Annotated in this window: 13 protein-coding genes; 3 read left to right on the top strand and 10 right to left on the bottom strand. The window is 65.9% G+C overall.

What is annotated here, in order from left to right; genetic code table 11:
* The first annotated feature begins 15 nt into the window (after positions 1-15).
* Positions 16-1,140 carry a DUF3866 family protein gene (locus ACSE4D_RS17560; protein WP_425119411.1) on the top strand — a complete coding sequence of 375 codons (1,125 nt, stop codon included), beginning with the start codon at positions 16-18 and terminating at the stop codon, positions 1,138-1,140.
* Between the two features lie 109 nt (positions 1,141-1,249).
* Here ACSE4D_RS17560 and ACSE4D_RS17555 read toward each other — a convergent pair whose 3' ends face one another.
* The 7 genes from ACSE4D_RS17555 to dop form a co-directional block, all read right to left on the bottom strand.
* Positions 1,250-1,621, bottom strand: coding sequence for an FKBP-type peptidyl-prolyl cis-trans isomerase (locus ACSE4D_RS17555; protein ID WP_135540870.1), 372 nt, complete (start codon positions 1,619-1,621; stop codon positions 1,250-1,252).
* A 47-nt stretch (positions 1,622-1,668) separates the two neighbouring features.
* Positions 1,669-2,625: an FKBP-type peptidyl-prolyl cis-trans isomerase gene (locus ACSE4D_RS17550; RefSeq protein WP_425119410.1), complete on the bottom strand. Its 957-nt coding sequence runs from the start codon at positions 2,623-2,625 to the stop codon at positions 1,669-1,671.
* A gap of 69 nt (positions 2,626-2,694) precedes the next feature.
* Positions 2,695-4,098 (bottom strand): Pup--protein ligase, encoded by a 1,404-nt coding sequence (gene pafA, locus ACSE4D_RS17545; protein ID WP_135540872.1) that lies wholly within the window; start codon positions 4,096-4,098, stop codon positions 2,695-2,697.
* Complete coding sequence (gene prcA / locus ACSE4D_RS17540; RefSeq protein ID WP_135540874.1) at positions 4,099-4,788, bottom strand: proteasome subunit alpha; 690 nt, start codon at positions 4,786-4,788, stop codon at positions 4,099-4,101.
* A 45-nt stretch (positions 4,789-4,833) separates the two neighbouring features.
* Complete coding sequence (gene prcB, locus ACSE4D_RS17535; protein ID WP_135540876.1) at positions 4,834-5,634, bottom strand: proteasome subunit beta; 801 nt, start codon at positions 5,632-5,634, stop codon at positions 4,834-4,836.
* A 1-nt stretch (position 5,635) separates the two neighbouring features.
* Positions 5,636-5,827: a ubiquitin-like protein Pup gene (locus tag ACSE4D_RS17530; RefSeq protein ID WP_135540878.1), complete on the bottom strand. Its 192-nt coding sequence runs from the start codon at positions 5,825-5,827 to the stop codon at positions 5,636-5,638.
* An 11-nt stretch (positions 5,828-5,838) separates the two neighbouring features.
* Positions 5,839-7,368 carry a depupylase/deamidase Dop gene (gene dop, locus ACSE4D_RS17525; RefSeq protein ID WP_135540880.1) on the bottom strand — a complete coding sequence of 510 codons (1,530 nt, stop codon included), beginning with the start codon at positions 7,366-7,368 and terminating at the stop codon, positions 5,839-5,841.
* 32 nt (positions 7,369-7,400) lie between these two features.
* Here dop and ACSE4D_RS17520 point away from each other — a divergent pair, with 32 nt between their 5' ends.
* Positions 7,401-7,805, top strand: coding sequence for a DUF3054 domain-containing protein (locus ACSE4D_RS17520; RefSeq protein ID WP_436326327.1), 405 nt, complete (start codon positions 7,401-7,403; stop codon positions 7,803-7,805).
* 87 nt (positions 7,806-7,892) lie between these two features.
* On the opposite strand, the gene arc is transcribed toward ACSE4D_RS17520, so the two are convergent.
* The 3 genes from arc to ACSE4D_RS17505 are packed head-to-tail and all read right to left on the bottom strand — an operon-like array spanning position 7,893 to position 11,812.
* Positions 7,893-9,545 (bottom strand): proteasome ATPase, encoded by a 1,653-nt coding sequence (gene arc, locus ACSE4D_RS17515; protein ID WP_425119408.1) that lies wholly within the window; start codon positions 9,543-9,545, stop codon positions 7,893-7,895.
* On the bottom strand, positions 9,542-10,606 hold the full coding sequence (locus ACSE4D_RS17510) for a tRNA (adenine-N1)-methyltransferase (RefSeq protein ID WP_135540886.1): 1,065 nt from the start codon (positions 10,604-10,606) through the stop codon (positions 9,542-9,544). Before ACSE4D_RS17510 ends, arc begins: the two co-directional genes overlap by 4 nt.
* Positions 10,607-10,651: 45 nt before the next feature.
* Entirely contained in the window at positions 10,652-11,812 is a 1,161-nt protein-coding gene (locus ACSE4D_RS17505; RefSeq protein WP_135540888.1) for a site-2 protease family protein, read from the bottom strand.
* A 127-nt stretch (positions 11,813-11,939) separates the two neighbouring features.
* Here ACSE4D_RS17505 and ACSE4D_RS17500 point away from each other — a divergent pair, with 127 nt between their 5' ends.
* Positions 11,940-12,749, top strand: a complete 810-nt coding sequence (locus ACSE4D_RS17500) for a RecB family exonuclease (RefSeq protein WP_425119407.1) — start codon at positions 11,940-11,942, stop codon at positions 12,747-12,749.
* The last annotated feature ends 1 nt before the right edge of the window (position 12,750 follow it).

The raw sequence follows: 12,750 nt of genomic DNA, 5'->3' as shown, positions 1-12,750 counted from the left end.
GATAGTCTTGGGACCATGATTCATTGGCGCAAAGGAATCGCCGCAGCGATTCGCTCCACCCGGCCAGGATACACAGACGTCGCCGTCGAACTGGACCGGGCGCTGCCGGGCACAGATGTGACCTCCATCCGCGCGATCGCCTACACCGATGCTGTCGGCCATCCGCAGGTCGGAGACTCGGTGATCGTCAATGTCTCGGCATTGGCCAAGCGCTTGGGCACCGGAGGCTTCGGTCTCATCGTCGCACTGCCCGAGGCGCTTCCCGCCGACCCGCCCGAAGGCCCCGGACATCTGGTCAAGGACCGCTATTCGCCCCTGCAGACGATGGTGCTCGGCGTCGATGATCAGGAATCCGAACACCATGCCGTCCTCGCTGAGGCGGAGCACCTGGACGGCATGCCCGTCATCGTGGCCGATCTGCATTCGGCGCTGCCGGCTGTGATCGCCGGCATCCGCGCTGTCGACCCCTCCCTGTCCGTGGCGTATGTGCTCAGCGACGGTGCCGCCTTGCCCGCCCCGTTCTCACAGGCGGTGGCCGGTCTCAAGGAGGTCGGATGGCTGACGGGGTCGATCAGCATCGGGCAGTCCTGGGGCGGTGACCTCGAAGCGGTGACCGTCCACACCGGTCTGCTCGCCGCCCGACACGTGATGGGGGCCGACATCACCATCGTCGCGCAGGGGCCCGGGAACCTCGGCACCGGCACGAAGTACGGCTATTCGGGGCTCGTCACCGGGGACCATCTCAATGCCGCAGCCCTGCTCGGCGGGCGCCCGATCGGCCTGCTGCGGATGTCGAATGCCGATGCCCGCGGCCGCCACTTCGGCATCTCCCACCATTCGCTGACCCCGCTGACCGAGATCGCACGGCCGGGGATGACCGTGCCGGTGCCCGACTTCTCCACCCTCACCGAGGCGGAGCTGGCCGAGATGGATCCGGAGCCGACCGTCGTCGTCGACACCGTGGACCGACAGCTGGGCAGCCTGGTCATGCACGATCTCGTCGACGTCGACTTGAGCGGTCTGTGGGCGGAGCTGGGCTCCTCCCCCGTCGGACTGTCGACCATGGGGCGAAAGCTGCCGGCCGATGCGGCATCGTTCCTCGCCGCGGCCGCCGCGGGGCGCTTGGCCGCCGAACTCTGAATCCCGGCCTCGAGTTCCCGACCGAAATCTGTCTCCCGCATCGAATCGGACAGATCAGACACGTGTGGCCGGGCTCCGAAGAGCCCGGCCACAGTCGTCATGCGAACGGTCAGCGCACGTTCTCGAGATCGCAGACGAAGATGAGCGACTCCCCGGGCTGGATGACACCGCCGGCGCCCTGATCTCCGTACGCCAGGTGCGGTGGGATCTGCAGGGTACGGCGGCCGCCGACCTTCATCCCCTGGATCCCCTGGTCCCAACCGGAGATGACCATTCCGGACCCGAGACGGAACTCCAACGGGGTGCCGCGGTTGTACGAGGCATCGAACTCTTCGCCGGTGGAATGGGCGACACCCACGTAGTGCACGCTCACGGTGTCGCCGGGCCCCGCCTCGGCGCCGGTGCCGATGACGTCATCGGTGATGATGAGCTCGGTCGGGGCCTCGCCGGGAAAGTCGACTTCTGGCTTCTGCTTGCTCATTTTCTTCCTCCTGGAGTAGTCGTGCTGTGTGTGGCGAAAAGTGCGTCTCAGCCTTGGGCGGAGAGGATGTCGATGACGAAGACCAGGGTCGCATCTGCCGGGATCGAAGGTTCTCTGCCCTGTTCGCCGTAGCCCTTCTCCGGGGGGACGACGAGGACGATCTGGCTGCCGACCTTCTGGCCGACGAGGCCTTCGTTCCACCCCTCGATGACCTGGGCCTCCCCGACGGGGTCGACGACGAACGGCTGTCCGCCCTTCTTCCAGTTCGAGTCGAAGGTCTTCGAGTTGTCGTCCCAGAGCCAACCGGAGTACTTCACGGCCACGCTCTGACCCTTCTCGACCTCGGGGCCTTCGCCTTCGATCGTCGTATAGGTCTTCAGATCCTCGGGCTCGTCACCCCTCGGCTTCGAGATCGACGGGGCACCGTCGTCGGCCCACTTGACCGTCACCGGGTTGCCCGACTGGTCGGCCTTCTTCCCCTCCGCGCGGGTCAGCGGTCGGGTGGTCTTCTCGACATCGATGATGTAGACGAGCGTCTGCGACGCCTCGCCCTGCTCGGCGGAGCCGTTGAGCGACATCATCACCCGGGAGCCGACCTTGACGTCGATGAGGGCGTTGTAGAGGTCTTCGGAGATCTGCGACTTGTCCATGGGGAAACCGGCGGGTGCCTGCGAATCGTAGCTGGATTCGACGATCTTGCCGTTCGTGCCCGACACAAGGGTCATCTGGGCGGTGACCTGCTCGCCGTCGGCGATCTTCTCCCCCGTGCCCTTCTCCAGCACCTTCTTCTCGGCCTTCTCGATCACCAGCGGAGAATCGAAGCTGACCTTGGGCTTCTTGCCCTTCTTGCCCTCGACGGTGATGTCGTCGAGGCTGGTCGACTTCGCATCCTGGGCGGACACCGAGGGCGGAGGTGTGGTCGAGTCCTGCGACTCCTCACCCTGCCCGCAGGCCGAGAGCAGCAGCAGGCCGGCCGCAATGGCGCTGAGCACTTTGGTGCGCACTGGTTTCCTTTCGTCACGGGTGGTCGTGCCCGAACGCTGTGGCGGGACCGACCGGATCACAGGGTGATCTTACAGGCCGGCGATGAGCGTCTCCGCCTGCGGGTGACTCGTGGCGAACGGGTCCTTGAGTGCGACGGCGCGACCGGATTCGTCGTTGAGCCGCAGGTGCACCCAGTCGACGGTGTAGTCGCGGCGGGCGGCATGGGCGACACGGACGAATTCGCCCCGGATGGCAGCCCGGGTGCTCGCCGGAGGCACGTCTTTGGCGCGGGTGGCCGCCTCGGCGGGGACGAGGTTCTTCGCCATTCCCGCCGCCTCCAGCTTCGGGAACAGGCCGGTCGCCGGCGTGATGTCGTGGTAGGCGATGTCGAGACGGTGGATGCGCGCATCGGTGATGTCGTCGATCCCCCGCTGCATGGACCGGCGGATGAGCGCGCGTTTCATCACCCAGTCGATCTCCGTGTCCACGGTCGAGAAGTCCTGGGATTCGACGGCGGTGAGCATCCGCGTCCACAGGTCGATGACATAGCCGGCGAGGCCTTCGTCGCCGAGACTGTGATCTCCCTTGTCAACGATCCGCTGTGCCCGCTCCCGGTAGTCCGAGAGCAGGCCCAGCGGGGTTGTCGTGGTGCCGTCGGTGCGCTCGAGCACGACGGAACCGGTGAGGTCGCGCGCGACGAGTCGGATGTCGCGCACAGGGTGGCGCAGCCCGTTCTCCGGGATCCGCGCTCCCTGTTCGATGAGGTCGAGCATGAGGATCGCCGATCCGAGCTTGAGCGCCGAGGTGGCCGTCGACATCGAGGAGTCACCGACGATGACGTGGAGACGACGGTACTTCTCCGCATCCGCATGGGGTTCGTCGCGGGCGTTGATGATCGGCCGGGACCGGGTCGTGGCCGAGGACAGTCCCTCCCACATGACATCGGAGCGGGCAGAGAGGCCGAACATCATCTCCGTGCGGTCCGATTCCTCATCGGGGTTCAACGCCGAGCGGCGCGGGATGATCGCGCCGGCGCCGACGAGCAGCTGTCGGGACACGAGGAACGGCAGCAGCACCGTGGTCAGTCGGTTGAAGTCGAGGGTGCGGCGGATGAGGAAGTTCTCGTGCGAACCGTAGGAGTTCCCGGCCGCGTCGGTGTTGTTCTTGACCATGTGCACCCGCCCGCCGACGCCTTCGGCCTCGAGTGCGGTCTGCGCCTGGTCGAGCAGGTCGATCATCAGCGCCTCGCCGGCCCGGTCCTGAGCGAGCAGATCGCCCAGGTCGTCGCATTCGGCGGTCGCATATTCGGGGTGCGAGCCGACGTCGAGGTAGAGGCGGGAGCCGTTGGGCAGGAACACGTTCGAGGACCGTCCCCATTCGACGATGGGCCGGAAGAGGTGCCGGGCGATCTCCTCGGGTCCGATCCGGCGTCCGTCCGCCGCGGCGGTGTGGGCGAGTCCGTATTCGGTCTCGATCCCGTAGATGCGTGCCATTCAGTCCTCCCGCAGCCGGTTCATCGCGGCATCGTCGAGACGTCGGAACGTCCTCTGCTTGGTGGTCGTTCGGTCGAGGATCGCCGCTTCGAGCGCGTCTGCGGCCGGTGTCGACTGGGTGGCGGCAGACAAAGCCTGCACACCATGGGCGAACACCTCATGCAGAGACATCTGTGAGGTGGCCAGTCCGGCTAAGGAATCGGTGATCGCGTCGGCTCGGCCTCCGATGGCAACATGCTCGGTCTCGTCGATGACAGAACCGTCATAGCTGAGCCGGTAGAGCTGGTCGTGTTCGGCTGTGTGACCGAGTTCGGCGACGACGAGCTCGACCTCGAAGGGCTTGGATTCGGTGGTGAAGACACCGGCCAGGGTCTGCGCATAGGCGTTCGTCAGCCCGCGGGCCGTGACATCGGTGCGGTCATAGGAGTAGCCGCGCAGATCGGCGTAGCGGACTCCGGCCTGGCGCAGCGTTTCGAACTCGTTGTATTTGCCGACGGCGGCGAAGCCGATCCGGTCGTAGATCTCGGCGATCTTGTGCAGCGTCGGCGAGGGGTTCTCCGCGAGCAGCAGAATGCCTTCGTCGAAGCGCATGACGACGACCGACCGGCCCCGGGCGATGCCCTTGCGGGCGAAGTCCGCCCGGTCCTTCATCAGCTGTTCCGGAGAGACGTAGAACGGCGCCTGACTCATGTCCGATCCTTTCGCGGTGACGATTCGACTTTGACGGTCCGACGCTCAGGCCCGCGCGCTGCGGGTGCGGCGGGCGACCACCTCGGTGGCGGTCTCCAGCACAGCGGCCGAATCGATCTCGGTGGCCCCGTGTTCCAGGTCGACGGTGAAGACCGTCGGCGCGATCTGACGCACGAAGTCCGGTCCCCCGGTCGCCGAATCATCATCGGAAGCGTCGAAGAGGGCCTCGACGGCCACTCCGATCGCCGCGGAGGTGTCGAGATCCGGCTGCCACAGCTTCTTCAGTGCCCCTCGGGCGAAGCCGGAGCCAGAGCCGATGGCGTGGAAGCGGTGTTCGACGTATCTGCCGCCGGTGACGTCGAAGCTGAATATCTGTCCCTGCGGCATCGACGCATCGACGCCGGCGAACAGGGGCACGACGCTGAGACCCTGCATGGCCAGTCCGAGGTTGCCGCGCAGCATCGCGGCCAGACGATTGGCCTTGCCGTTGAGGGACAGCCCGGCCCCTTCGATCTTCTCGTAGTGTTCGAGTTCGAGCCGGAAGAGGCGGATGAGGTCGAGTGCGACCCCGGCCGTTCCGGCAACGCCGATGACCGAGAAGTCGTCGGCGGCTTCGACCTTCTCCATCGAATGGGAGGCGATGAGGTTGCCGATCGTCGCTCTCCGGTCCCCGGCCATGAGGACACCGGTCGCGGTGCGGAAGCAGATGATCGTTGTGCCTTCCGGCGATTGCCCGGTCAGGTCCCGACCGCTGTTCTGCGGCAACGTCTCGGGAGCCAGGGAGCGGGCGAGCTCGACGAAGGAATTGCTCGTCGAGCTCAGAAATGCAGGAGAGAATCCTGACATCTCATTGGCCGCCCTTCTGCACGAAGTTCTTGACGAATTCCTCCGCGTTCGATTCCAGCACGCCGTCGATCTCATCGAGGATGGAGTCGACGTTCTGAGTGTTGATCTGACCCTGCACGGCTTCCGGCGGGTCGACGGGCGCGTCCGACCCGCCATTCGATTTGTCCCTCTGGACCTGTTCCTGCGAGCTCATCTCACACCTCTTCAGTCGTTCTTCGGTTTCAGTCTATCGACTCCGAGGGCCTTCAGCAGGGCCTCGGCGGTCTCGATTCCCTCGACCCGGTCCTCCAGCAGCTCGCGGGTACCTTTGAGCGGCTCCTGCATGGGCAGACGCACGATGCCCAAGTCGCCGGCGTTGAGCACCAGGGAGTCCCAGCTGGCAGCCACGAGAGCATCGCCGAGGCGGTTGACCGCGAACGAGCGGAGGAAGGCGCGGGTGCCCTCGGGCGCGTTGGTCACCGCCGCCTCGACCTCGGCGTCGGTCGTCATCCGTCGGATCCGTCCGGCCCTCTCGAGCTTGTGGAACAGACCCTTCTCCGGGCGCACATCGTGGTACTGGACATCGATGAGGGCGAGCTTCGGATGATCCCAGTCGATGCCCTCGCGCTCACGGTAGTTCTCCAGCAGCACCCACTTGGCGACCCAGTCGATGGAGTCGGCGAGACTGCGCGGGTCGGCGGCCAGCCCGTCGAGGAATCGCCGCCATTCGGCGAGCACCGCGGCGGTATCGGCATCCTCGGGATCGGCGTGTTCGGCACAGGCGGCGAAGAAGACCTCCTGGATCTCCAATGCCGTCATCGTGGTGCCGTCGCTCAGGCGCAGCGGGGCGCTGAGGCTGAGGTCGTGGCTGACGTCCCACAGCGACTGCAGGGCATCGTCGAGTTCGATTCTCGGGGCCAGGCCCGCTTCGATGAGTCCGAGGACGAGGGAGGTCGCGCCGAAGCGCACGTAGGTTGCGGGTTCGGCCAGGGTGGCGTCGCCGATGATCACATGCAGCCGTCGGTACTTCGCGGCGTCGGCGTGCGGTTCGTCTCGGGTGTTGACGATCGGTCGGCGCAGCGTCGTCTCGAGGCCGACCTCGGCTTCGAAGAAGTCCGCGCGCGAAGAGATCTGGAAGCCCTTGCCCTCGCCCTCACGGCCGATCCCGACCCGACCGGAGCCGCACAGGATCTGCCGGGTCACGAAGAACGGGACGAGGCCGGCGACGATGTCATCGAAGTCGGTGCCGCGATCGACGAGGTAGTTCTCGTGCGTGCCGTACGACGAGCCCTTCGAATCCGTGTTGTTCTTGTACAGGTTGACCGGTTCCTCGGTCTTCTCCAAGGCCCGCACCGAGGCCAGCCCCACCAGGTCGCCGGCCCGGTCGAAGGTGACGATATCGCGTGGAGTCAGCACCTCCGGAGAGGAGTATTCGGGGTGGGCGTGGTCGACGTAGTAGCGCGCGCCGTTCTCCGTGACCACGTTCGCGAGGTATTGGGCTTCGACGTCGTCCTGCGGAATATGGGTCAGCTGGGAGGAGTCGGCGTCGGCGAGGTTCATGATGAAGCCGCGAGCATCGGCCAGCGGCGACTCGGTGGCGAAGTCCCAGAAGCTCTGGGACGACTTCAGGCCGCGCGGTCCCGCATAGGCATCGACGACACGCGCCGAGTCCCGCATCGGATTCGCGCGCGGGTTGCCGGGCTGGCTGAGGCCGAACTCGGTTTCGGATCCCATGACGCGCCTGACTCTGAGCATCTGTACTTCCTCCAAGGATTAGACTCGGGGACGTGGCAACGAAGAAATCTCATCTCCCCATCGCACTGATCGTCGACCTCATCCTCGTGGTTCTGTTCACGATCGTCGGTCACTACACACATTCTCACAATTTCGACCCGCAGGGGCTGATGACCACGGCGTGGCCGTTCCTCGCAGCTCTCGTGCTGGCCTGGCTGCTCACCGCGGTCTGGGATCGTCCGATCTCGCCCCTGGCCACCGGCACCGGGGTGTGGGCGGTGACCGTGCTCGTCGGTCTCGTGCTGCGCGGAGTCACCGGGGCCAGCGGAGAGCCCGGTACGGTGCCCGTGAGCTTCATGATCGTGGCGACCTCGCTCATTCTCGTCACCCTGGTCGGCTGGCGGATCATCGCCACTGCGGTCTCCGGCGGCTCCAGCCGTCGCGGACGCAGCCGCTGACAGCCGAGAACGCCCCTGCCCCATTGATGGGCCCGCCTGCTCCATTGATGGGCCCGCCTGCAGGTGCAGGCGGGCCCATCTGTCTTCTCAGACCAGGTCGGAGTTCGGTCGCACTTCGGAGATCTCGGTCTCATAGGGAACGGTCGGTGCACCTCTGGTCGTGTCGAGGTGCATCATCCGCAGATGCGTGACCCGCTCGCCCTTGCGCCCGGAGATGCGCGCCCACTCATCGGGATTCGTCGTGTTCGGCAGGTCCTCGTGTTCGCTGAACTCCTCGGCGATGGCGGCATCGAAGTGTGCCGACTGCAGACCCCTCTCGCCGGTCTCGAGCAGCGACTTGATCGCGGACTTCTTCGCCCGGTCGACGATGTTGTGGATCATCGCGCCGGAGGCGAATGCCGAGAAGTGGAGGACTTCCTTCGAACCGTCGGCATAGCTGACCTCGACGAACTCGTTGTCCGCGCTCTCCGCGTACATCCGCTCCACACAGTGGTCGATGACGGTGGCCACCGCCTCGGCGGGCGTCTCATGACCGGAGAGCACGCTCGAATGCAGCGGCAGGTCGGCCGTGAGGTACTTCTCGAAGATGTCACGAGCGGCATCGGCATCGGGGCGTTCGATGCGGATCTTGACATCGAGGCGGCCCGGACGCAGGATCGCCGGGTCGATGAGGTCCTCACGGTTCGAAGCGCCGATGACGATGACGTTGTCGAGCTGTTCGACGCCGTCAATCTCCGTGAGCAGCTGCGGGACGATCGTCGTCTCCACATCAGAGGACTTGCCCGTGCCGCGGGTGCGGAAGAGCGATTCCATCTCGTCGAAGAAGACGACGACGGGGAAGCCCGCCGAAGCCTTCTCCCTGGCACGGGCGAAGATGAGGCGGAGCTGACGTTCGGTCTCGCCGACGTACTTGTCGAGCAGCTCCGGGCCCTTGATGTTGAGGAAGTAGGTCTTGCTGGTCCTCTCCTCACCGGTGCGATCGGCCAGCGAATTCGCCACAGCCTTGGCGATGAGGGTCTTGCCGCAGCCCGGGGGCCCGTAGAGCAGAATGCCCTTGGGCGGTTTGAGACCGTGCTCGGTGTAGAGCTCGGGATGTTCGAAGGGCAGTTCGACGGCGTCCTTGATCTGTCCGATCTGGTCAGCCAGTCCCCCGATGTCCGAATAGGTGATGTCGGGGACCTCTTCGAGCAGCAGCGAGGACACCTCGGGCTTCTCGACGACCTGCAGCGCGTAGTGGGTGCGGGTGTCGACGACGACGGCATCGCCGACGCGCAGCCCCGAATCGATGAGGTCGGCGGCGAGGGTGAAGACCTGTTCGTCATCACCGGGAGCTCCGACGAGGATGCGCCGGTCATCGATGAATTCGCGGACGTTGACGACCGAACCCACCGGGGGGAACTCGCCGACGCCGATGACGACGAGGCCCTCGGACAGGAGGACATCGGCGCCGGGGCGCAGCCCGGCCGGATCCACTTCGGGGGCGACGGCCACGCGCATGCGGCGGCCGCTGACGATGACGTCGGCAGCCACACCCTTGTCGTCGAGGCCGATGAGGGTGCCCCAGTTGTTCGGCGGCTCGGTCAGACGACGAGCCTCCTCCTTGATCCGGTTGAGCTCGTCGCGGGCAGTGCGCAGGGTCTTCGACAAGGCCTCATTGCGTTTGCCCGCGGTGTAGAGCTGCTGGCGCAGGGACACGGTGTCCTCACGCAGCTTCTTCACCTCGGTCGTGGTCTCTGTCATCGATCCTCCTTCGGCCCAGTGGTCTCAGTGTTCGGCGGCTGTGTCGCGTCCGCGGCAGCCGCGTTCTCTTCGTCGCTGCGCAGGCGCTTACCGGCTTCGCGCATGACTCGGCGCAGCTTCTTCCCGTGTGCGGTGCGGGTGCCGATGGCCGCCTCGGTGACCTCGGGCTCCGTCCACGCGGCGACGTCCTCGGGGGCCGCAGCGGCTCCCTGCGGGCGCTTCTTCTTCTCCAGCGGAGCCACTCCCGCGGCCATCCTTCGGGCCATGATGAGGAAGCCGGTGTGGGCGATCATCCGGTGGTCGGGGCGCACGGCGAGTCCGTCGGCGTGCCAGCCGCGGACCATGGCTTCCATGGCTTCGGGTTCGGCGAAGTTCCCCGTGGCCCGCAGCGCTTCGGTGAAGCGGGAGAGCTGCGGGACCGTGGCCACATACGCGATGACGATTCCGCCGGGCGTCAGGGCTTCGCTGACGGCGTCGAGCGTGTTCCAGGGAGTGAGCATGTCGAGGACCACGCGGTCGACGCTGCCGGGCGCGAAGGTCTGCGGCAGCGCCTCGGAGAGGTCGCCGACGGTGACCGACCAGTTCTCGGGTGCCCCGTCGAAGAAGTCTGCGATATTGCCCGAGGCGATCGTGGCGAACTCCTCGCGCAGTTCGAAGGAGTGCACGCAACCGCGCGGTCCGACGGCACGCAGCAGGGCCATCGACAGTGCCCCGGATCCGACCCCCGCCTCGACGACGGTGGCGCCGGGGAAGATGTCGCCGAGGGTGACGATGAGTCCCGAATCCTTCGGGTAGACGACCGCAGCGCCGCGGGGCATCGAGAGCACGAAGTCCTCATAGCGGGGACGGAAGACCTGGAACTCCACTCCCCCGGAATTCGACACGATGATGCCTTCGGTGCGCCCGATGATGTCGTCGTGGCTGATGAGTCCCTTGTTCGTGTGGAAGAGCTCGCCCGGGGCGAGCACGAAGGTGTGCATGCGCCCCTTGGGGTCGGTGAGCTGGACCTTTTCGCCGCGGCTGAGGGCACGCGGAGGTCGGGAACGGAGTGGCTGAGTCATGATGAGTCCACTCTACGCTGGTGAGGATTGCCTCACACAACCGGCTCAGGCTGCGAGAAGTTCGTCGAAGAACTCCTGCAGGTCGATGACTCCGACCAGCGTGTTTCCGTCCATGACGAGGCTGAACTGCGCCTTGGGGCGGTGGGTGAGCGATTCGAGCAGATGCGGGGCGGTGATGTCCTTGGGCACACCGATCCAGCCGACGAGGGGCCGGGCGACCTCACCGGCGGGCACGGCGTCGAGGGTCTCGGCGAGGCGGCCGGCTGCGGCGTGCCGATCGACGAGACCGTACGGCAGCCCGTTCTGGTCGAGGACGACGATGAGGGTGCGCTCCTTCGCGTTGCCGAGCGTGTTCGCGTAGTCGAGGGTGTCGGCGAGGTCGGCATCCCAGGTGGCCGCGATGGCCGGTTGGATGACCTGGGAGAGATCGTAGGTCTCCATCTTCCTGGCGCGTTTGGCGTGGGTCGCAGCATCCCCGGCGGAGAACCACAGCATGATCGCGATGAGCGACATCCAGGCCACGGTGAGCGGGTCGGGTCGATCGCCGGCCAGCAGCGGAGTGATGACCGACCAGCCGATGAATCCGACGGCGATGATGCGCCCGACCCAGCTGGCCACGATCGTGCCCAGGTACTGGGACCCGGTGATGCGCCACATGATCGCCTGCAGCGCCCAGCCGCCGTCGAGCGGAATGCCCGGCAGCAGGTTGATCGCTCCCAAGGCGACATTGGCGAAGGTGACCGCGATGAGCAGCAGCCACGGCACCGAGGTGGGACTCACGGCGCTCAGGCACCACCATCCCAGCAGCGCGAGGACGATGTTGACGATGGGGCCGACGATGGAGATGACGAAGCTCGTCATCGCGGCCTTGTCGCGCGGATTGTCCATCTGGGGTTCGAAGCGGGTGAAGCCGCCCCAGATGTTCAGCTCGATGGCGGCGACCTTCTGCCCGTAGAACTGACCGGCCACACCGTGGGCGAGTTCGTGGAGGAACACCGAGGCGAAGAGGAGCACCGCGTAGGCGAAGGCCACAAACCATGCGCCGATGCCCAGATCCGGCCGCACCTGGTTGAGCCAGGGGGTGAAGAGTATCGTGATGACGATGGCGGCGAGGAACCACGACCACGCCAGGATCACCGGTGCGCCGAGGACCGTGCCCAGACGCAGACCCGATGACGCACCGGGCTGGTGGTTTTTCGCGGCCATTGAAGGGATTCCTCCGGTCGATGTCGTGGTCAGCGGACCACTGAGGGTCGGTAACTCAGCCTAACAGCGACTCAGCGCTCACCGCTGGTCGCCACGTCGTGTCCGCCCAGGTCGTTACAGTGGTGATATGGCCGAGCTCACCAGTCTGTCGCCCTCCCGGGCCAACGACTTCATCCAGTGTCCCCTGAAGTTCCGCTTCCGCAGCATCGACAAGCTGCCGGAGCCGCCGTCTCAGGCGGCATTCCGCGGCACCGTGGTCCATTCGGTGCTCGAGAAGCTGTTCACCGCTCCCGCCGCAGAACGCACGGCCGAACTCGCCCAGTCGATGCTCATGCCCGCCTGGAGCGAACTCGTGGAGAAGGACCCGACCGTGCTCGAGATCTTCACCGCCGAAGCGGAGAAGGAGACGTTCTTCACATCTGCGCGTCGCCTCATCGACTCCTATTTCGTCCTCGAGTATCCCGAGCACCTCGAACCCGAGGAGACGGAGAAGTTCGTCCGCACGAAGCTCGACAACGGACTCGAACTGCGCGGGTTCATCGACCGGGTCGATGTCGCCCCCGGCGGTGAGACCAGGTTGGTCGACTATAAGACCGGCAAGCAGCCGAAGCCGCAGTACGGACGGGAGGCGCGGTTCCAGATGGGCTTCTACGCCCTCGTCGTCTACCGACTCTCCGGAGATCTCGTCCACACTCTGCAGCTGATGTATCTCGGTTCGCGCAGCGTGCTGAAGTCGCATCCGACGATGAACGAGATCGAACAGACCGAATTCGAGATCGATGCCATCTGGAAGGACATCATCGCTTCGGCGGAGTCGGACCGGTGGCGGCCGAAGAAGTCTCCCCTGTGCAACTGGTGCTCCTTCAAACCGCTGTGCCCTGCCTGGGGCAACACCGCCCCGCCGACGCCGGAGATCACGAACATCGTCGGGGCCTAGG

The sequence above is a fragment of the Brevibacterium sp. FAM 27836 genome (assembly GCF_051351055.1).
Classification (GTDB): domain Bacteria; phylum Actinomycetota; class Actinomycetes; order Actinomycetales; family Brevibacteriaceae; genus Brevibacterium.
This window is presented reverse-complemented; position numbering and strand designations above follow the sequence as displayed.

Excerpts from the sequence above, each read along its gene's own strand:
- ACSE4D_RS17505 (WP_135540888.1), bottom strand. The coding sequence starts at position 11,812 with ATGGCCGCGAAAAACCACCAGCCCGGTGCGTCATCGGGTCTGCGTCTG.
- ACSE4D_RS17530 (WP_135540878.1), bottom strand. The coding sequence starts at position 5,827 with ATGAGCTCGCAGGAACAGGTCCAGAGGGACAAATCGAATGGCGGGTCG.
- dop (WP_135540880.1), bottom strand. The coding sequence starts at position 7,368 with ATGCTCAGAGTCAGGCGCGTCATGGGATCCGAAACCGAGTTCGGCCTC.
- arc (WP_425119408.1), bottom strand. The coding sequence starts at position 9,545 with ATGACAGAGACCACGACCGAGGTGAAGAAGCTGCGTGAGGACACCGTG.
- prcA (WP_135540874.1), bottom strand. The coding sequence starts at position 4,788 with ATGAGTCAGGCGCCGTTCTACGTCTCTCCGGAACAGCTGATGAAGGAC.
- ACSE4D_RS17510 (WP_135540886.1), bottom strand. The coding sequence starts at position 10,606 with ATGACTCAGCCACTCCGTTCCCGACCTCCGCGTGCCCTCAGCCGCGGC.
- ACSE4D_RS17560 (WP_425119411.1), top strand. The coding sequence starts at position 16 with ATGATTCATTGGCGCAAAGGAATCGCCGCAGCGATTCGCTCCACCCGG.
- ACSE4D_RS17500 (WP_425119407.1), top strand. The coding sequence starts at position 11,940 with ATGGCCGAGCTCACCAGTCTGTCGCCCTCCCGGGCCAACGACTTCATC.
- pafA (WP_135540872.1), bottom strand. The coding sequence starts at position 4,098 with ATGGCACGCATCTACGGGATCGAGACCGAATACGGACTCGCCCACACC.
- prcB (WP_135540876.1), bottom strand. The coding sequence starts at position 5,634 with ATGTCAGGATTCTCTCCTGCATTTCTGAGCTCGACGAGCAATTCCTTC.
- ACSE4D_RS17555 (WP_135540870.1), bottom strand. The coding sequence starts at position 1,621 with ATGAGCAAGCAGAAGCCAGAAGTCGACTTTCCCGGCGAGGCCCCGACC.